16 protein-coding genes are annotated in these 17,974 nt (G+C 69.4%); 3 read left to right on the plus strand and 13 right to left on the minus strand.

Annotation, left to right across the window (positions count from 1 at the left end):
* Positions 1-47: 47 nt before the first annotated feature.
* Entirely contained in the window at positions 48-1,916 is a 1,869-nt protein-coding gene (locus C5E10_RS10325) for an ABC transporter family substrate-binding protein (protein WP_104331558.1), read from the minus strand.
* A 189-nt stretch (positions 1,917-2,105) separates the two neighbouring features.
* Between C5E10_RS10325 and C5E10_RS10330 the strand changes: the two genes are divergently transcribed.
* Positions 2,106-2,912, plus strand: coding sequence for a CPBP family intramembrane glutamic endopeptidase (locus C5E10_RS10330; RefSeq protein ID WP_104331559.1), 807 nt, complete (start codon positions 2,106-2,108; stop codon positions 2,910-2,912).
* A 60-nt stretch (positions 2,913-2,972) separates the two neighbouring features.
* Here the strand turns inward: C5E10_RS10330 and C5E10_RS10335 are convergent, their stop codons facing one another.
* From C5E10_RS10335 to C5E10_RS10365, 7 genes are all read right to left on the minus strand, one after another.
* Positions 2,973-3,518: a hypothetical protein gene (locus C5E10_RS10335; protein WP_146080230.1), complete on the minus strand. Its 546-nt coding sequence runs from the start codon at positions 3,516-3,518 to the stop codon at positions 2,973-2,975.
* A gap of 143 nt (positions 3,519-3,661) precedes the next feature.
* Positions 3,662-5,800, minus strand: coding sequence for a 4-alpha-glucanotransferase (malQ, locus tag C5E10_RS10340; RefSeq protein ID WP_104331561.1), 2,139 nt, complete (start codon positions 5,798-5,800; stop codon positions 3,662-3,664).
* Positions 5,797-6,234 (minus strand): Rieske (2Fe-2S) protein, encoded by a 438-nt coding sequence (locus C5E10_RS10345; RefSeq protein WP_104331562.1) that lies wholly within the window; start codon positions 6,232-6,234, stop codon positions 5,797-5,799. The genes malQ and C5E10_RS10345 overlap by 4 nt, the downstream gene beginning before the upstream one ends.
* Before the next feature lie 80 nt (positions 6,235-6,314).
* Entirely contained in the window at positions 6,315-7,715 is a 1,401-nt protein-coding gene (locus tag C5E10_RS10350) for an MFS transporter (RefSeq protein WP_104331563.1), read from the minus strand.
* 159 nt (positions 7,716-7,874) lie between these two features.
* Complete coding sequence (locus C5E10_RS10355) at positions 7,875-8,285, minus strand: VOC family protein (protein WP_104331564.1); 411 nt, start codon at positions 8,283-8,285, stop codon at positions 7,875-7,877.
* A gap of 122 nt (positions 8,286-8,407) precedes the next feature.
* A complete protein-coding gene (locus C5E10_RS10360; protein WP_258071078.1) occupies positions 8,408-9,973 on the minus strand; it encodes a cryptochrome/photolyase family protein in 1,566 nt (521 codons plus the stop codon).
* A gap of 31 nt (positions 9,974-10,004) precedes the next feature.
* The gene (locus C5E10_RS10365; RefSeq protein ID WP_104331566.1) at positions 10,005-11,255 is read right to left on the minus strand and encodes an NAD(P)/FAD-dependent oxidoreductase; all 1,251 of its coding nucleotides are present in this window, start codon (positions 11,253-11,255) and stop codon (positions 10,005-10,007) included.
* Positions 11,256-11,393: 138 nt separating this feature from the next.
* Between C5E10_RS10365 and C5E10_RS10370 the strand changes: the two genes are divergently transcribed.
* Positions 11,394-11,756: a TraR/DksA C4-type zinc finger protein gene (locus C5E10_RS10370; protein WP_104331567.1), complete on the plus strand. Its 363-nt coding sequence runs from the start codon at positions 11,394-11,396 to the stop codon at positions 11,754-11,756.
* 6 nt (positions 11,757-11,762) lie between these two features.
* Here the strand turns inward: C5E10_RS10370 and C5E10_RS10375 are convergent, their stop codons facing one another.
* Both C5E10_RS10375 and C5E10_RS10380 read right to left on the minus strand, forming a co-directional pair.
* Complete coding sequence (locus C5E10_RS10375) at positions 11,763-12,122, minus strand: DUF2695 domain-containing protein (protein ID WP_104241620.1); 360 nt, start codon at positions 12,120-12,122, stop codon at positions 11,763-11,765.
* Between the two features lie 72 nt (positions 12,123-12,194).
* Positions 12,195-12,593 (minus strand): VOC family protein, encoded by a 399-nt coding sequence (locus tag C5E10_RS10380; RefSeq protein WP_104241621.1) that lies wholly within the window; start codon positions 12,591-12,593, stop codon positions 12,195-12,197.
* A gap of 179 nt (positions 12,594-12,772) precedes the next feature.
* Here C5E10_RS10380 and C5E10_RS10385 point away from each other — a divergent pair, with 179 nt between their 5' ends.
* Positions 12,773-13,207 carry a hypothetical protein gene (locus C5E10_RS10385; RefSeq protein WP_104331568.1) on the plus strand — a complete coding sequence of 145 codons (435 nt, stop codon included), beginning with the start codon at positions 12,773-12,775 and terminating at the stop codon, positions 13,205-13,207.
* A gap of 52 nt (positions 13,208-13,259) precedes the next feature.
* On the opposite strand, the gene C5E10_RS10390 is transcribed toward C5E10_RS10385, so the two are convergent.
* From C5E10_RS10390 to C5E10_RS10400, 3 genes are all read right to left on the minus strand, one after another.
* Positions 13,260-13,871 carry a dihydrofolate reductase family protein gene (locus C5E10_RS10390; RefSeq protein WP_104331569.1) on the minus strand — a complete coding sequence of 204 codons (612 nt, stop codon included), beginning with the start codon at positions 13,869-13,871 and terminating at the stop codon, positions 13,260-13,262.
* Between the two features lie 67 nt (positions 13,872-13,938).
* Positions 13,939-15,711: an HSP90 family protein gene (locus C5E10_RS10395; RefSeq protein ID WP_181062721.1), complete on the minus strand. Its 1,773-nt coding sequence runs from the start codon at positions 15,709-15,711 to the stop codon at positions 13,939-13,941.
* Positions 15,708-17,945 carry a hypothetical protein gene (locus C5E10_RS10400; RefSeq protein WP_104331571.1) on the minus strand — a complete coding sequence of 746 codons (2,238 nt, stop codon included), beginning with the start codon at positions 17,943-17,945 and terminating at the stop codon, positions 15,708-15,710. Before C5E10_RS10400 ends, C5E10_RS10395 begins: the two co-directional genes overlap by 4 nt.
* Positions 17,946-17,974 lie beyond the last annotated feature (29 nt).

Consider the following 17,974-nt stretch of genomic DNA (forward strand, 5'->3'; position numbering starts at 1 on the left):
TCTGACCGCGCGGCGGTCAGCGCGTCGAGAGATCGACGCTGGTGTGACTACTCAGCAGCTTCCACGGGTGCCCACTCCCAGGCGTTCCAGAAGTACTGCGGGGAGAGGAATCCGGGCTTGACGTTCGCGACCTGGTCGCTCCAGGCGACCACGCCGGGGAACTGGAAGATCGGCACGGACCAGGACTTGTCCATGATGATCTTCTCGGCGTCGACGAGCTTGCCCTGAGCCTCAGCTGGGTCGAGGGTGACCTCGACGTCCTTGAGGATCTGGTCGAGCTCGGGGTCGCTCCAGCCGTAGTAGTTGTTGATGCCACCCGTGATGTAGTTCGGGGACGGCTCGCCGACACCGAGCCCCTCGGACTGCCATCCGAAGAGGGCCGCGTCGTAGGCGTCGGTCTGCGTCGTGAGCACGGTGGACCAGTCCTCGGCGCTCGCGTCGACGATCGTGAAGCCGGCCTTCTCAGCCGAGGCCTTGATGAGCTGCAGCTCCTGCTGGCGGCGCGGGTTCGACGATGCCGTCATGAAGCGGACGGACGGGTTGGCCTCGCCGGCCTGCGCGAGGAGGCCCTTGGCCTCTTCGATGGCCGCGTCGTCGCCCGAGTAGCGGTCGACGCCGCTTGCGGCGACGGATTCCTCGTAGCCGTCGGCTCCGGGGAGGAACACGAGCGAGTCGCGGGTGGTCGCATCCGGTGCGATCGGCGTGATGAGCTTCTCGACGATCTCCTGGCGCGGGATCGTGAGCAGGAAGGCCTCGCGGATCTGCTGGGCCTTGGCCTCGTCGCCGCCGTAGGTTGCGGGGTCGAAGACGCCGCCGTTGGCGACCTGGAGGTCGACGTGCTCGTAGGTGCCCTCGAGCGAGGACTCCCACTCGATGCCCTCGGTGGCCTCGAGCTGCTGCAGGAGGTCGGTCGTCGGCTGGCCGGAGACGATCTGGACTTCACCGTTCTGGAGCGCCTGCACCTGTGCCTGCGGGTCCGGGATGAAGCGGATCGTGATGGTCTCGTAGTGCGGCAGAGGGCCCCACGTGTAGTCCTCGCGGGCCGTGAGCGTCACGTACTGGTTCTCGACGAGATCCGTGATCGTGTACGGGCCGTTGGAGAGCGTCTTCTGCGGCTCCTCGGGCATCGAGGTGTAGTCGTAGCCCGTGCGGTACTCGGAAGCGACCTTGCCGAGGAAGGCGGTGTCGTTGTCGTTGACGGCCGTGATGAAGGCATCCTTGGCGGCCTGCGCGTCGTCGTACTCACCCGGGTAGGCGAGCTGGACGGTGCCGTGTGCCGAGATCGCCGTCGTGTCCGGCGCGAACATGGTCTTCCAGTCGGCGTACGGCTGGTCGTAGACGACCGTGAACGACTTGTTGTCGTCGGCCAGCGTCGGAACTGAGGATGCGAGGTCGAGCTGCAGGCCGGGAGCCGGGTCGGTTCCCCAGTAGACACCAGCGTCTGCGGCCGCGTCGATCGCGTCCTGGTTGGTGACGTTGCCCTCGTCGTCGTACTCGGCCTCTGGGACCTCGCCGGCGGAGCGGTGCGTCGTGTTGGCAGCCCAGGTGAGGAGCAGGTCGGCGCCGTCGAACGGCGTCCCGTCGCTCCAGGTCACCGCGTCGTTGACCGTGTACTTGATGGTGAGCGGGTCGCTCGAGACCTCTTCGACGGTGCCGAACTCGGTGTTCTCCACGAGCTCGGGGGTCGGGTCGTAGTCGATGAAGCCGTCCGACGTGACGTGGACGATGTTGGCGTTCGCCGCGGCGTTGTTGGCCGAGGTGTTGACGTTGAACGCGAAGAACGGGTCGTTCCAGGCAACCGTGATGGCGGAGCCACCGACGATCTCCGGATCGCGGTTCGGGGCGGAGCAGCCGGCGAGCACCAACGCGCTTGTGGCGACGATGGCTCCCGTGGCGATAACTCGTGATGTCCTCATAGGACCTCCTTGGGGAAAACATGGGGCTGTGAGCGTCGAAGATCCACGGACTCTGTGAATTCTCGACAAATACCCGTTGAACCTACGCCCCCGTGCGCGCGCCCTCTTGCCAATTCAGAAGATTGTTACGCACACGAAACGGGTCTTGTTCATCTCACACAAGCCCGTCGGCGTTCGTAGACTGCCGACATGTCACATTCGCGCATTGACGTCACGGTCAGTGAAGGTCACGCACTCCTGGACCGTTCCGCGCGCATCCGCACGCGCTGGGAGATCTGGATCGTCCTCGCGCTGGCGATCCTCCCGTCCAGCCTCTACGCCGTCATCTCGCTCGCCGAGCGGGCCACCCGCGACACGGCCCTCGCCGACCAGACCACCACGCTGAACGCCTCCCGCGATGCCAGGCCTCTCTTCGACGCGCTCCTGCAGCTCATGAGCGTCGCGACCGACCTCGTCCCCGTGGCGCTCGTGATCTGGCTGCTCTGGACACCCACGGTCTCCGGCTTCCGGAGGCTCGGCCTGGATGCACGCCAGCCGGTCCGCGACGTGGGCCATGGTCTCCTGCTCGCCGCCTGCATCGGCATCCCCGGCATCTTGTTCTACCTGGCGACGCGGGCCCTCGGCCTCACGCTCTCGGTCGAGGCGAGCGCCCAGGAGATCACCTGGTGGACCGTGATCCTGCTGCTGCTCGCCGCGCTGCGAGCGGCACTGCTCGAGGAGGTCGTCGTCGTCGGCTATCTCGTGACGAGACTGCGTGAACTCGGGTGGGCGACGTGGCAGATCATCGTCGCCTCGTCGCTGCTGCGCGGGTCCTACCACCTGTACCAGGGGCCAGGTATGGCCATCGGGAACGTGGCCATGGGCGCGCTGTTCTCGTGGTGGTTCCTGCGCAGAGGACGCGTGGGCGGGCTCGTGGTCGCCCATTTCATCCTCGACGCCGTCTCGTTCCTCGGCTACCCCCTTGCGGCGGCACTCCTCCCCCAGCTCTTCACCTGAGCCCGCGGTCGAAGCGGCTCGGGGGCTGCCCCTGCACCCCTCGCGAAGGCGTGAGGGGCGTCACTGCATGAGGTTGACGTAGCGGAAGGTCTGCTCGCCGTACTCCCAGACGACGTCGAACTTCTTCTTGGGCACGTCGAAGACGAGGTAGCCGGACTCCTCGCCGACCCCGTACTCGCGCTGCTCGACCGAGCCCTCCATGCAGTCCTCGGCGATGGCACCGCCAAGACGCGACTCGGAGTTCTTCTCGAAGAGCTGCAGCTCGTTCAACCCGAAGACGGGCCCGTAGCCCCCGCCGCCATGCTCTGCACCCAACGCGCCGTAGCCTTCGACCTGCAACTGGATGGCCACGTAGCTCCCCTTCGCCTTCGGCGCGTCCTCAGCGAGGCACTTCACGCCGAAGACGACCCCCGTCACCGTGAAGCGCCCGACGGGCTCTCCACTCGCTCCGAGGACCGTCGCCCACTGCCCGCGGGTGAAGCGGAGCTCTCCGTCGACCGGCTTGGGATTCTCGTTCTCGGCGACGCGCGGCGCCGCCACGACCTGGACGTTCACGGGGCTCGAGGTCGCCGTGGGAACCGGCGTCGCCCCCGGGGTGGCGATCACGTCGGCCGCCTCAGCCGGACCGGGAGAGGGCTCGGGCCACGCCGGCGAGCAGGCGGAGAGCAGCAGAAGGACCCCGAGCGCCCCGACCAGGAGGACACCCCGACCCCGCCGGGGCCGCCAGCGGTCGACGCGCCTCATGGACATCACTCAGTTCTGGCCGAGGAGGCCGCGATCCTCGCCGCAAGCGGCGAGGCGAGCAGCTCCTCGAGCAGCACCAGACGACCACTCGCATCCGTCATCGGGACGCGCCAGTTCGGGTACTCGTCGGCCGTGCCCGGCTGGTTCACGCCGCGGCGGTCACCGGCCAGATCGGAGACCCCGACGCCGAAGAGCTGCGCCGAGGAGGCCGCCAGGTACTCGTGGAGCGCGACGACGAGGTCCTCGTTGGAGGGATCCTCCCCCACCAGACCCGACGCCCGGAGGCGGTCCACGACCTTCGAGATCGTCTCGGTCTCCTCGGCCCTCGCCTCTTCGACGGAGCCCTCGAGGAGGCCGAGTCGCTCGCGAACGTCAAGATGCTCGAGGGCCAGGAATCCGGCCGTCGGCGGCAGATCATGCGTCGTCACCGTCGCCAGGCAGGCGCGTCGGTAGTCTTCGGCGGCGAGTGGGACACCGTCCTCTTGCCATTCGAACCAGAGCACCGAGGCGCCGAGCATGCCCCGCTCAGCCAGTGCATCCCGAGCCTCGGGCGGCACCGTGCCGAGGTCCTCGCCGATCACGACGGCGCCGGCGCGCTCGGCCTCGAGCGCGAGGATGCCGAGCATGGCCTCCGCGTCGGTGCGCACGAAGCAGCCGTCCTTTGCGGTGTTCCCCTCCGGGATCCACCAGAGGCGGAAGAAGCCGAGGATGTGGTCGATGCGGACGGCGCCCGCGTTGCGGAAGACGGCGCGGAGCATGTCCCGGTACGGCGCGTAGCCGAGCTCGGCGAGCATGTCGGGGCGCCACGGCGGCTGGGACCAGTTCTGACCGAACTGGTTGTACTGGTCGGCAGGGACCCCGACTGTCACGCCACGGGCCATCGCCGCGCCGAACGACCATGCGTCAGCTCCACCCGCGTGCACGCCGACGGGGAGATCGTGCACGACTCCCAGCGACATGCCGGCGGCTCTGGCCTCGGACTGCACTCTCCTCGCCTGCACCTCGAGGAGGCACTGGAGCCACACGTGGAACTCGGTGTCCTCGGCGTGCGCGATGGCGAACGGGAGCACCTCGGCGCCGTTGGCCGTCGCGAGCTCGTGCGGCCACTCGCGGGAGTCGCGGCCGTGCACGCTCGAGATGGCGCAGAAGACGCCGAACCGCTCGAGCGGCTCACCCGACGCTCGTCGGAAGTCCTCGAACTCGTCGTCGACCACGTTCGCCGCCCGCCAGGCCTCGAAGAGCGCGCGCAGGGCGGGTTCCTTCAGCGCCCAGGCCTCGTCGCGGTCGACCGTGTCGATGCCGTTCCCAACGATGGCCGCAGCTGCGAGCCCCGAGAGGAGCTCGACCGTGGCGGCCGGGAGCGGCGCGCGCTCCGAGACGAAGACGGCAGCCCAGTCGATGTTGAGGATGAGGGGGTCGACGAACTGCCTCGAGGTCGGCAGGTACGGGGACGGCTCGAGCGGTGACACCGGAGGGTTCGCGTTCAACGGGTTGACGAGCACGAAGTCGGCATCGCGCTCGGCTCCCCAGGCGGTCAGCACCGAGAGGTCGCGGAGGTCGCCGATGCCCCAGGACGTCGAGGAGCGCAGCTGGTACAGCTGCGTGAAGAGTCCCCAGGAGCGCTGCTCGGGCCATGGCGTGGTCGTCGGCACGACGATGAGCGTGCCCGATTCCGACTCGTCCACGGCGGCAGCTCCCTCGCCGACACGGGCGGCGATCGAGTGCCAGCCCGTCGGCAGGTCGGTCGGCACGGCGAACGTGGCTCGCCCGATGAGCGCGCCGTCGATGCTGCGCGGGTCGACCCAGTTGTCGCGCTGCTCGAGCTGGCGGACGGTGCCATCCTCGAGCCGCACTTCTGCGGTGACGGCGCTGCCGTGCGGCACGTGGATGAAGACGCTCGCGGAACTCCCCGCGCGCACGGTCGTGCAGGCTGGCACCGTGCGCCGCCACGGACGCTCCTCGAAGGCGACGGTCGATGCCGCCACCTCGTCGTCGGTGTTCGCAGACAGCCCAAGCGCATCGAGCACCGCCGCCAACGTCTCCGGCGACACCTGCTCCTTCTCGCCCCGCCAGCCCCAGTACTCGACTTCCAGGCCGGCGTTCGACGCGAGGTCGCGGATCGCCTCGATGTTGGTGATGCTCACGAGTATTCGACCTCAGTTTCGGTGACGGTGACGGTGCGCGGGGCGAGGGCCTGGTTGGCTGGTCCGGAGACGGGCTCGCCGGTCCTCGTGTCGTAGTGGCTCGAATGGCATGGACAGATGATGTGCTCCGCGGTGACCTGCGAGACCGGGCATCCCTGATGCGTGCAGATCGAGCTGAAGGCGAAGAACTCGCCAGCCGCCGGCTGCGTGACGACGGTCTCGGTGGCTGCGACGATGGCCCCACCGCCCACGGGCACCTCGGTGAGCGGGATGGATCCGCTCACCGCCGCATCGGCTTCCGCAGCGGAACCGCCAGCGCCTTCGCCGTCTGGCCCTCCGCAGGCAGCAAGCAACGCCGCCGTCGCGATTCCTCCGCCGACCGCCGCACTTCCCCGTATGACCCCGCGTCGTGAAGGATCCTGTCGTTCGCTCACAGCTCCAGGCTAGTCGGCGACCGACTCGGGCGAGCTGCGGCGCGCGCGGTCCGCGCACGGAGCACGCGCTGCACGCACCGCTACTCCTCGAGTTCCGTGCCCATGAGCTCGGGAAGGGTGAATGCCGCCGCGGCCGCGAGGAGGAAGGCCGCCGAGAACACGCTGAAGACGAGCACTCCTCCGCCGGCGGCCAGCATGACGGGGACAAGCAGCGGCGCGATGATCGACGCGATCCTGCCGAAGCCGGCCGCCGCCCCCGTTCCGGATGCCCGCAGTCTCGTCGGGTAGAGCTCGGGTCCGATCGCGTACAGGGCACCCCAGGCGCCGAGGTTGAAGAACGACAGGCACATGCCTGCGGCCAGGATGGTGCCTTCCGTGGTCGCGAAGCCGAACCAGAAGGCAGCACCCGCCGAACCGAGCAGGAAGATCGCGAGCGTCGCCCTCCTGCCGATCCGCTCGATGAGGAAGGCGGCTACGACGTAGCCAGGCAGTTGCGCGAGCGTGATGATCAATGTGAACTCGAACGACTTCACGAGAGTGAACCCCTGGCCGACCAGCAGGCTCGGGATCCAGATGAACGCGCCGTAGTAGCTGAGGTTGATGCAGAACCACACTGCCCAGAGGGCTGCCGTCCTGCGGCGCAGCGCGGGAGCCCAGAGGTCGCGCCACCGGGCCGACCGCGCGCCGGACGCCGCACTCGCGCGCTCAGCGGCCTGCGCGCGATCCGTGGCCTCGACGGCCGACGCTTCCGGCGCATCCACGCCCGCCGACTCCTCGAACTGCCGAACGGCGCGCTCGGCCTCCCCGTATCTGCCCTTGCTCTCCAGGAAGCGCACCGACTCCGGCAGCCCGAAGCGCACGACGACCGCGTAGATCGCGGGCAGCAGGCCCGTCAGCAGCGCCCAGCGCCAGCCGTCGTCGGACAGCGGGATGATGAAGGCGCCGATGAGCGCGGCGCCGATCCAGCCCACGGCCCAGAAGGCCTCGAGCAGCACGACGACTCGGCCGCGGATGCGCTTCGGCGCGTACTCGCTCACGAGAGTGGACGCGACGGGGAGCTCGGCCCCGAGCCCGAGGCCGACGACGAAGCGGAGCACGATGAGCGCCGCCACCGACGCCGCGAGCGCCGAGGCTCCCGTCGCGAGGCCGTAGATGAGCAGCGTGGCGGCGAAGACCTGACGCCGGCCGAGCTTGTCGGCCAGCAGACCGCCGAGGCTCGCCCCGATCGCCATCCCGACGAAGCCGATGGACGCGATGAACGAGAGCGTCGTCGCGTCGAGACTCCACTGCACCGCGAGCGCGGCCATCACGAACGAGATGAGGCTCACGTCCATGGCGTCGAGCGCCCAGCCGATGCCGGAGCCGAAGAGCAGCTTCCGGTGCCTGCCCGTGAACTGGAGCCGGTCGAGGCGCTGGTTGCGCGTGAGGGGTACCTGCGGTGCTGCGGCGGCGGGGCTGTCTGCCGGGCGAGGCTCGGTCATGTGCGTATCCAAGGGTGCGGGAGTGGAGTGGACGCCTAACCGTGCCAGACGGGATACGGCTCCACCAGTCCCCGTGCCGCAAACGGCAATGGAGCCAGGTGGAGCCGAGGTGCCGAGAGGACACGCTCGGCGTTCCCCTGTGGGGTTGGCGTCGGGTGGCTACGCCTCGGGCGCGGCCATGTGGAAGACCTCCCACAGGTGGCCGTCGAGGTCATCGAAGGCGGCTCCGTACATGCCGAACTCGTTGGCTTCCGCGGGACGGTGGATCTTCGCACCACCCGCCTCGGCCTTCGCCGTGATCTCGTCGACCTCCGCGTCGCTGCCGAGGAGCAGGGCTGTTGTGCTCTCGTGACGGTTGCCACCGAGGATCACCTCTGCCCCCTCGGGGAGGAAGCCCTGGAAGCGCTCCGTCTGCAGCAGCATGATCGCCACCTGCTCGCTCACGACGATGCAGCTCGTGCTGTCGTCGGAGAACATCGGATTCACGGTGAAGCCGAGGCCGACGTAGAAGTCGGTCGCCGCCTTGACATCGGCGACGGGGAAGTTCGGGAAGACCATGGACGCGCCCATGAGCGGCTCCTTTGCACGTGGATCATGTGATGACGGGATCTTGAGATGACGCGGTCCTCGTCGTCTCACGATCCTAGGAGGAAATTGCGGGATTCGGGCCTTGCGGTGGCCGGCTTCTCCGCTCAGCGGTCCGCGTCTGCCGCTACTGCTGACGGACGCAGGATCTCGGCCGCGGTCGCCAGGTGCTCGGCCCGCTTCTCCGGCTCCATCCGGTCGAGGAGCGCGACGGTCATCTGGGTGCGCGGGTTCCGCGCGAACACCGCACGATGCTCGTCCACGAAGGCCCAGTAGAGGGCGTCCCACCGAGCGGTCCAGTCGCCAGCGGGCAGGTCGGACATCTTGCGCAGGTAGTTGCTGCCGGAGACGTACGGCTTGGTCGTGATGTCCGCGCCCGCCGCGAACTGGCTCATCGCGTAGACGTTCGGCACCATGACCCAGTCGTAGGCGTCGACGAACAGCTCCATGAACCAGCGGTAGACCTCGTCGGGGTGGATGCGCAGCAGCGACATGGCGTTGCCGAGCACCATGAGCCGCTCGATGTGGTGGGCGTAGCCGGTCTCGAGGACACGGGAGATGACGAGGTCGACCGGCTCGAGTCCGGTCGTGCCCTGCCACCAGCCGGGGGTCAGGCGCCCGTGATGGTCCAGCGCGTTCGAGGTCCGCAGCTCTCGACCGCGAACCTGGTAGGTGGCCCGCATGTACTCGCGCCACCCGATGACCTGGCGGACGAAGCCCTCGAGGGAGGCGAGGGGTGTCTCCGTGTCGGTCGCATCGAGCGCGGCTTGGACGACCTGCAGCGGGTCCAGCAGGCCGATGTTCAGTGCCGGGGTCAGGAGCCCGTGGTTGAGGAAAGGATGCTCGCTCGAGATCGCATCCTCGTAGGGCCCGAAGTCGCGAAGCCGCTCCCGGACGAACTCCGCCAGGTGACGTTGGGCCTCGTCGGCGTCCGTCGGCCACACGAACGTCGTCGGGTCGCCAGGGGCATCGGGGAACTCGCTGCCGACCCACGCGATAGCATCCTCGACGTCGGCGTTCCTAGGCTCGGCGCTGCCTGCCGCCGGCTCGTCCCCCAGGAGCGCGTCGAGGTCGAACGTCCCCTCCCGCTGCAGCACGGGATGCCCCTCGAAGCGCGCGACCTTCGGTGGCACGTACCCGCGGGGCAGCTTCTTGCGGTTCTCGGCATCGAACGACCACCGCCCGCCGAGGGGCTCACCGTCCTCGTCGAGCAGGAGACCGAGTCGCCGGCGCTGCCAGATGTAGAAGGCGTGCATGCGAGCATCGTTGCCCGAGAACCACGCGTCGATCTCGGCTCGCCCGGTGAGGAAGTTGGGCGACTCGAGCTCATCGTCGCCGCTCCACGTGTAGCCACCAGCTTCGAGCGCGCCGAGGAGGTCGCGCTCGAGCCAGTCGTCGACCACGTCGAACCACGTGACCCGGCGAGGCGCCTCGCGGCGGATGAGCTCGGCCAGCTGCAACTTGGAGGGCAGCTCCTTCCTGCTCTCGAGGTGCTCGACGGCGAAGCCGTGCCCGGTGAGCCTCTTCGCGAACCGCGCAAGGGAGGCCCGGTGGAGGACCAGCTTGTGCGAGTGGAATCGGTACTGGCGGAAGAGGAGCTCGTGCTCGATCAGCACGAAGCGGGTGCCGGACGGCGCGGCGAGGTGCTCCTCGAAGAGCTGATGCGGGAACACCAGGCGCAGGCTGCCGCCCTTCCTGGCCGGCTCAGGCAAGGGACTCGGCGACTGCCGCTGCTGCTCGCTGGCCGGCGACGAGTGCCCCTTGGATCGACCCCGTCTCGCGGTGGTCCCCGGTCACGATGACCCGCTCCCCCAGGTGCTGTGGACCGCGATCCCGCAGGGGTGGCAGCTGGACCGGGAGCGTGTGCGGGATCACGTGGTGCGTGATCACCTCCCAATCGGCGGTGGAGGTCTTGTACAGGCGTGCGAGATCGCGGCGCACCTCCGCCTCGCTCGCCAGCCCGTCCAGGCGATCGAGCAGGGTCGTCGCCTGCACGAGATGCGCTCCTGCTGGGGCGTAGGAGGGCGCGACCTCCGAGATGACGGCGGTGTTCCAGATGGGCCCCGCGGGTCCCCCGCCGGCTCGCGAGGCGTCGAGCAGCAGGAAGGGGCCGGTTCGCGGCGTACCCGTCGCCCGGAACCACCAGGTCGTCAGCCCGTGGGTCTCCGGCGCCTCCTGGTCCGTCACCGCGGGCAGCTCGTCGGGTGCCACCGCGACGATCGCGGCGCGAGCCAGGATGGTGCCGCGGTCCGTGGTCACCCTCACCCCGCCAGACGTCTCCTCGACGTCTCGTGCCGCGGTGCCGAGCCGCACGGGTTCGTGGAGCCCCGCGGCCAGCTGTGCCGGCAGGGCGCGCATGCCGTCCTTGGGGAGTCCCGGCGCCCCCAGGGCGAAGTAGCGGACGAGCTGCTTGACGTAAGTGGCAGACGAGGTGCCGCTGCTGTCGGCGAGGACACCGGCGAGGAAGGTGTCGAGCAGGTCGGTGCGGAGGCGGCCGGTGAGCCCTGCATCGTCGAAGGAGGTGCCGAGCTCCTGGTCGGCGCCCGCGTGCACCGAGTCGGGTCTCAGCAGCGTCGGGCCGAGCCACCGGGCCAGCGCGAGGAGATCGGAGAGTGGGGTGTGTGCGCTCAGCAGGGTGGGCAGCGCGTGCTGAGGGTGGCGGATCGGATGAGCGAGCGTCGTCGCCTTCTCGCCCGACCGCACGATCGCCCCGACGCCGAAGCTCTGCAACTCGAGCGCCCCCAGGTCGACGCACTCCCTGAGCGCCGGGTAGGCGGGGTTGAGCACCTGGAAGCCCCGGTCGCAGAGGAACCCGTCGATGGCCTCGGTGCGGACTCGTCCGCCGACCTCGTCGTGCGTCTCCAGGACGACCACGCTCTGTCCACGAGACTCGAGGCTCTGCGCTGCCCGAAGGCCGGCGAGTCCGGCTCCGATGATGACGACGTCCGTGTCCATAAAACTCCGTTCGATGGCGTAGTGCGTCATTGTCCGTGAGCAACCCGGGCCGCCCCTGAGCGCTTCGGGCACTGAGGGCCCTTCGGGCGCTTCGGGTTCCGTGGGGACTTCTGGCGCGTGCTGCACGAGAATGGCGGCATGGATGGAGCTGACACGCACGCGGAATGCCTGGAGGCCCTGCGGTTGCTCGCTGCAGGGCGTGTCGAGAGCAGCGCGGCCGCCCTCGAGACGCTGGTGCATGATCGTGCGTCGCTCAACGATGACGACGAGCACGACCCCGATGGGGCGCCCCTCTCGGCGGAGTGGTCGAGGCTCGCAGGCCAGTCCGACGCCGCGAAGTCGGAGCTCCGGCAGATCGAAGCAGCGCTGCTGCGCATCGAGGCGGGCACCTACGGTGTCTGCGTGACGTGCGGCAGGCGGATTCCGGACCAGCGACTGCGCGTGCGCCCGTTCGCCGAGCAGTGCGTCGCCTGCGCGGAGCGGTCGCTCCCGCGTCGCTGACCGAGGTCAGTAGGCGCTTCCGCGCTCTGTCCACCAGAGCCTGCAGGGCTGCGTCGACCCGCGACGAACGCCCAGGCAGGCGGGGAGGACCTGGGGCTCGCCCTCGCCGGCATCAGCGGCGTTCAGGAAGATCTCGCAGTCGCAGTAGGCGCCCATGCGGCCGAGTCGCTCGAGGAGCGCGGTTGCCCGCGGCGCCTGGCGCTCCTGGTACCACTTCGAGAAGCGATGCGTTCCATCGCAGCCGAACTCGTCGAGCTGGTCGGCGACGTAGCAGAGCACGCACTCCCCTGATCTCGGCGCAAGGAGCTCACCGGCGAGGCTCCGCACGAAGGACTCGGCTTCTCTGTCAATTCGTTGATCTGTCATGCCGACAGTTTGGACCGGACCACCGACATTCTGACGGGCCGCTCGTGGGGGGGGTGGTGTGCGGGACGGCGCTCAGGACTCCCGAGACGAGAGGACGCAGAATTCGTTGCCCTCTGGGTCGCGCAGCACGACCCACGTCGTGTCCTCCCCCTGCCCCACGTCAGCTCGGCTGGCCCCGCGGGCGAGCAGCGCGTCGACGTGCGCCACCTGGCTCTCGTGCAACGGGGCGGCGAGGTCGATGTGCAACCGGTTCTTCACCGTCCGCTCGTCCGCAACCGGCACGAAGACGAGTCCCGGCCCGACCTGCTCGAACGGCACCCCCGGGTTCTCCTCGTCGAGCCACTTGGGGATGACCGCGGCCTCGTTCTCATCCTCGAAGCTCACCTGCCAGTCGAGCGTCTCCGCCCACCAGGCCGCGAGCGCACGGTGGTCGTGCGCGTCGACGACGGTCGAATACCAGCGAAGTCCCATGCGTGCCTCCTCAGACCGGCCCATCGCGATCAGCCCATCCTGCTGGCCGGAGCTGGGTGCGAGCGGGATGCCATGGGGCCTCGATGGCGGGTCCGAGCAGTTTCGGAGAAGCGCGCAGCCCCGATGGGTCGTACGTTGGTTCTGAACCACCGGTCAGGAACACGGAGAAGGAGCGCGCAATGGCGGAGAAGACGGCTGGACTGTCGAAGGACGAGCGGGACGCGGTCAAGCAGCGCGCCGCAGAGCTGCGCGCTGAGCAGAAGGCCGGGAAGAACCGCGCCGCGGGCGACGCCGCCATCCAGAAGGCCATCTCAGAGATGACGGACGAGGATCGAGTGCTCGCCGAGGGCGTCGATCGCATCGTGAAGGAGGTCGCCCCGCAGCTCATGCCGAAGACCTGGTACGGGTTCCCCGCCTACACCGACGCCGACGGCAAGGTCGTCGTGTTCTTCAAGGCGGCATCGAAGTTCACGACGAGGTACGCGACGCTCGGGTTCGAGGAGGCAGCGCAGCTCGACGACGGCGACCTCTGGACGACGTCGTTCGCGCTCATCAGCCTCACCCCCGAGACCGAGAAGACCATCGCGGACCACGTCCGCAAGGCCGCCGGCTGAGCTGAGCCCCTCGAGGAGAGATGACGGGCAGCCCCCTGCCGGCCCGGTGCGGTCAGCGCTTGGCCGACCTCCGGTAGCGGATGTGCGTCGACAGGGGCGAGTGCAGCACCTCGACGGGTTCGTAGTCGAACACCTCGACGCCGTCGAACATCCGCTCGCCGGAGCCGAGCAGCACTGGCGCGACGTCGAGCGTGAGCTCGTCGACAACCCCCGCGTTGAGCGCCTGTCGCACGGTGGAGGCGCCGCCGGCGATGTCGACGCCCTTGCCTCCAGCGGCCTCGAAGGCCCTGGCGTAGGCCGCGTCGAAGCCGCCCGTGACGAAGTGGAAGCTCGTGCCGCCCTGCATCTCGATGGGGTCGCGTGCGTGGTGCGTGAGCACGAAGACCGGCGCGTGGTACGGCGGCTCGTCACCCCACCACCCGCGCCATTCCTCGTCCCACTCGCCGCGAACGGGACCGAACATGTTCCGCCCCATCACGTAGGAGCCGCGAGGTCGCATGAGCCAGCCGGTCGCGACCTCGTCGGCGTCGGTCGCCCGTGGGTCGCCGATGTGCCAGCCGTGCAGCTCGTGCCCTCTTCGGCCGAGCGGATGCTCCGCGCTCTGCTCGGCGCCCGCGACGAAGCCGTCCAGGGAGATGGACATGTGGCAGGTGGTGTCGGACATCGAGAGTCCTTCCGTCGACGCGGGATCGGCCCGTGACCGCGACCCTACTCCCGGTCTCCTCGCCCTGTCACTCCCCGGAGCCCGCCGCGGCGATCAGCGTGTGCAGCGTGCTGCTGAGCAGCTCACCGTGCCGCTCGTCGAGCGTCTCGCCGGCCCTCAGGAGGCCGATGACGTACAGTCCGCTGATCGCTTCGGCACGCACGCGCTCGTCGCGCACCTGCCCGAGCGAGCGCACCGCGTCGCTCGACACGTTCATGACGAGCCTCGGCCGAGCGGGCGGCGGCGTCGGTGCGCTGAGAAGGTCCGCCCACGGGTCCGCATCCGCGCCCGCATCGGCAGGCTGACCCCAGTTCTGCTCGCTCGATGCGGCGACGAACAGGGACGGAGTGGATGCCGGGGCGAACTCCCGCAGGTCGAGATCGACCCCGAGCCGGTCGAGGACGATGCGCGCCTGCGATTCGAATCCTCGAGCCGCAGCGTCGTCGTCACGCGGCTCCGGAAGCTCGTCGAGGAACGAGTGGGGGTCGAACGCCCGAACGCGCGCCGCGTGCCCACGACGCTCGCGCACCTTGCGCAGGATCTCGCTCCCGTACACGTAGGAGCCGTTCACCAGCAGCGCCTTCCTCGCGCGAAGCAGCGGCGCGAACGCCGTGAAGTCGGTCATCGAGGCGGTGTACTGCACGTCGTCCGAGATGCGCAGGATCTGGGCGAGGGTCATCGTGCCCTCGCTGGTCTCCCAGGGCACGTGGCCGATCACGAGGTCGAGCATGTCGTCGTCCCCCGCCGCCATCGCGAGGATGCCCTTCGCGTGTACGTCCATGAATCGGTCGAAGCCGACGGGATCGCGCAGCGCGAAGTGCTCGATGCCCTGCCGGAGCTGCGTGCCGATCTGCGCCTTCACCTCGCCGATCGCCGACGAGTCCTGGAGGGACTCGCGGGATGCGGTCAGGGGCAGGTCGCCGCCCTCGACGGCGAGCCGCACGAAGTAGGCCCAGTTCGGAGCGAGCTGCACGTTGTCATCGGCGACGAACATGCCGTGCGAGTAGACCGTGTCGCCGTGTCGGTTCCCGACCCGCCCCGGGCTGTCCGAGATGAAGGCGACGCCGACCACACCGGCGGTCGGGACGTCGACGGGGAGCACCGCGAGGGGCGCGAACCCGAGCTCACGGCGACACCACTCGGCCGCCTCGAAATCGGAGGTCCGCCACGGTGGCGTCCCGGTGCTGACGAGCTCCGGCGGCTGCCGGGGAGTCGTGCGCAGCGAGATCGGGAGCTCAAGGAGGCTGGCGAAGCGCTCGGCGAGCAGACGCACCCGCACCGGGTCGACCCATTCTCGGTCGTCGGCGCGAGCCTGAACGCGCACCTCGGTGCCCGCATCCGGCAACGGAGTCTCCGCGGGTGTGATCGTGAACGTTCCGTCCGAGCTCCCGACCCAGCTCATCGTCGGCGCGTCCGCCGTGCGCGCGCTGCGCGAGCGCACCTCGATGCGATCCGCGATGAGGAAGCAGGAGAGCAGGCCGATGCCGAACTGGCCGAGGTACTGTCGGCGCACTCTGGTGAAGTCGCTGCGCTTGCTCGACGCGCCGATGGTGGCGAGCACCGACCGCATCTCCTCCTCGGTCAGCCCGATGCCGTGGTCGCGGACCAGCACGGCCCCACCGTCCTCGACCTCGACCGTGATCTCCTGGGGCGCGGTCGGATCGAGCTCGCTCCTGGCGACGACCGCGTCCCTGGCGTTCTGGATGAGCTCGCGGAGGTACACGCGCGGACTCGAGTACAGGTGATGGGACAGGATGTCGACGATGCCGCGCAGGTCGACGCGGAAGCTCTCGCCACTCATGCGGACGCCCCGAAGGAAGCATCGCCCGCAAACCATCTCTCGCGCACCCAGGTGCTCCAGCGGTCATCGCCGTTTCGGGCGTCCAGCCGGCGGGTGATGTCGGCGGCGCGCGCACGGAGGTCCGGCCCTCGGGGGTCGTCGGGGGCCGTGGCGAGCAGGGCGCTGCCGCACGCGGCGAAGATCATCAGGTCGCTCGGCGACTCGTCGACGTCCGCGAGCAGCGCGTCGATGAGCGGCCCGAGCTCGACGCCGGGTGCGGCTATCCCCTCGAGCAGCACCCATCCGGGCAGCGGACCGAACGCATCCACGTCGCCGTCGACACTTTCGAGAATGCGGGACAACTCGGCCGAGGCGGCGGCCCTGTCCCCTGACCGAGCGTCCAGCCAGCACAGCCAGGCGGTCGCGGCTCGTACCTGCTCAGCATCGCCGTCCGCGAGGATCCTTCTCGCGGTGGCCGCCGCGAACGCAGGCGCCGCGAACGCGGTGAGGCGCACGACTTCGAGGTCGACCGTGACCCGATCGAGCATCCGGCTCTCCGCTTCGAGCTGGACTCCGAGTTGCTCGAGGGCGGAGCGCAGCGACGCCGTATCGCCGCGGTGGGCCGCCACCTCCGCGCGTGCGAGGGTCAGATGGGCGGTGGGTCCCCCGGTGACCGCTCGGAGGCGCACCTCTGCCTCGATGAGCTCCTCGATCTCCGGCCACGTGACGTCGGGCGCGGCGACCGCCTGGTCGACGGTCACGGCGAAGAAGCGCTCGCCGATGGCCGCGATGGAGTCCTCAATCGCGTCCGAGTCGTTCCGAAGCTCCACCTGGGCCGCGCGGAAGTCGCGCACGAGCGTGGCGATGTCGCCCTGCTGACCGGCGCGCAGGCCATGCAGCAGCGGCACGCAGTACCGAGTGGTGGCGCACTTCAGCTGCTCTGAGCGCGCGGAGAGCGAGGCCGCGAGGGCGTCGGCGTCCTGGGAGGTCTCGGCCGAGAGAAGGTCCATCGTGGCGCCGAGGTGCGCGACGTAGCGGTGCTTGATGGAGATGGGCGGCTCCTCCATGCTGACCGAGGCGGTGCGCGGCAGCCAGCCGGACGCGAGGATCGTCTCCGCTCGCTCTTCCACGTCACCCCAGGCCTCCTCGTCATCGACCACCTCCGGTCGCGTCGGTGCGGGCAGGCCGGCCCACCAGAACTCGTCGAGCTCCCGCGAGTGCACGTCGGTTCCGCCGCGCCGGTCGAGCGAGGCGGCAGCCTCCTCGGCGAGCGCTCGCAGCAGCCCGCCCTCGTCCCCGGCCGGATCGGCGAGGATGCGGTTGCGCGCCGTGGCGGCGGTGGCCTCCCAGTCGCTCCCGTCGAGGTGCAGGTTGCGGAGGGTGTGGTCCACGGCCTCGAGCGCGGCCTCCGGACGCTCCTCGAGGACTGGGATGAGGAACTCCGCGACCCCGTCTCGCGCGAGTCGGGAGGCCCCGATCCCGGCGAGGAGCTGGTCTGCGATGAGGTTCGCATCGCTTCGACGGCCGGCGCGCACGTAGAAGAAGGCGAGCAGGATAAGGAGGGGCGTGGCGTTCTCCGCGTCGGACCGCGTGGCGTCGAGCTGGCCCGGGTCGATCTCGAGCATCCGCAGCCGCTGCTCGAGCGTCTCCGTCGCGCGCGGCAGATCGAAGCGCGCGACGAGCGGCAGCTCCATCTGGATGACACCGGAGTCGTCCGGCCGCCACTCGACGCTGTTCTCGGATCGCCACCGTTGGATCCAGTCGAACGTCGCGTCGGCGTCTCCCTTGGCCGCGGAGACCACGGCGCGCGCCACGTAGACGCCCACGATGTCGGCACCGCGCTGTCGTATCTGCTGCTCGACGAGGTCGATGGCGCGGGCGATCTGCTCGAGCGACACCGCCGGGTCGTCGACGAGCGTCATGCTCGCGGTCGCAATTGAATTGAGCATGCGTCCGACGTTCTCGGGCGCGATGAGGTCGCCGTGGCGGTGGATGACCTGCATGAGCCGCACGTACGCATCAAGCGCTCGGACCGCGAGTCCCGCCTTGACGAGGGTCGTGTACTGGCCGAAGCGGGCGCTCGCGATGAGGTGGGGGAACTCGGCGCGCTCGCAGTCCTCGATGAACTCGTCCCAGACCTCGAGCTTGCCCTCGTCCTCGGGAAGGTCCCAGATCGCGGAGCTGCGTTCGAACAGCGATTGGATGCGCTCGTGCTGCTCGGCGTCGAGCGTGGCGATCTCTGAGTACGCGATCATCTGGGCCTCCAGGCTGCGGTCTGCTTCCC

Source organism: Pseudoclavibacter sp. RFBG4 (assembly GCF_002931515.1).
Lineage (GTDB): Bacteria > Actinomycetota > Actinomycetes > Actinomycetales > Microbacteriaceae > Pseudoclavibacter.

What these genes read in the sequence shown, in the direction of transcription:
- C5E10_RS10325 (WP_104331558.1), bottom strand. Translation starts at nt 1,916, where the DNA reads ATGAGGACATCACGAGTTATCGCCACGGGAGCCATCGTCGCCACAAGC.
- C5E10_RS10330 (WP_104331559.1), top strand. Translation starts at nt 2,106, where the DNA reads ATGTCACATTCGCGCATTGACGTCACGGTCAGTGAAGGTCACGCACTC.
- C5E10_RS10350 (WP_104331563.1), bottom strand. Translation starts at nt 7,715, where the DNA reads ATGACCGAGCCTCGCCCGGCAGACAGCCCCGCCGCCGCAGCACCGCAG.
- C5E10_RS10355 (WP_104331564.1), bottom strand. Translation starts at nt 8,285, where the DNA reads ATGGGCGCGTCCATGGTCTTCCCGAACTTCCCCGTCGCCGATGTCAAG.
- C5E10_RS10365 (WP_104331566.1), bottom strand. Translation starts at nt 11,255, where the DNA reads ATGGACACGGACGTCGTCATCATCGGAGCCGGACTCGCCGGCCTTCGG.
- C5E10_RS10370 (WP_104331567.1), top strand. Translation starts at nt 11,394, where the DNA reads ATGGATGGAGCTGACACGCACGCGGAATGCCTGGAGGCCCTGCGGTTG.
- C5E10_RS10375 (WP_104241620.1), bottom strand. Translation starts at nt 12,122, where the DNA reads ATGACAGATCAACGAATTGACAGAGAAGCCGAGTCCTTCGTGCGGAGC.
- C5E10_RS10380 (WP_104241621.1), bottom strand. Translation starts at nt 12,593, where the DNA reads ATGGGACTTCGCTGGTATTCGACCGTCGTCGACGCGCACGACCACCGT.
- C5E10_RS10385 (WP_104331568.1), top strand. Translation starts at nt 12,773, where the DNA reads ATGGCGGAGAAGACGGCTGGACTGTCGAAGGACGAGCGGGACGCGGTC.
- C5E10_RS10390 (WP_104331569.1), bottom strand. Translation starts at nt 13,871, where the DNA reads ATGTCCGACACCACCTGCCACATGTCCATCTCCCTGGACGGCTTCGTC.
- C5E10_RS10395 (WP_181062721.1), bottom strand. Translation starts at nt 15,711, where the DNA reads ATGAGTGGCGAGAGCTTCCGCGTCGACCTGCGCGGCATCGTCGACATC.
- C5E10_RS10400 (WP_104331571.1), bottom strand. Translation starts at nt 17,945, where the DNA reads ATGATCGCGTACTCAGAGATCGCCACGCTCGACGCCGAGCAGCACGAG.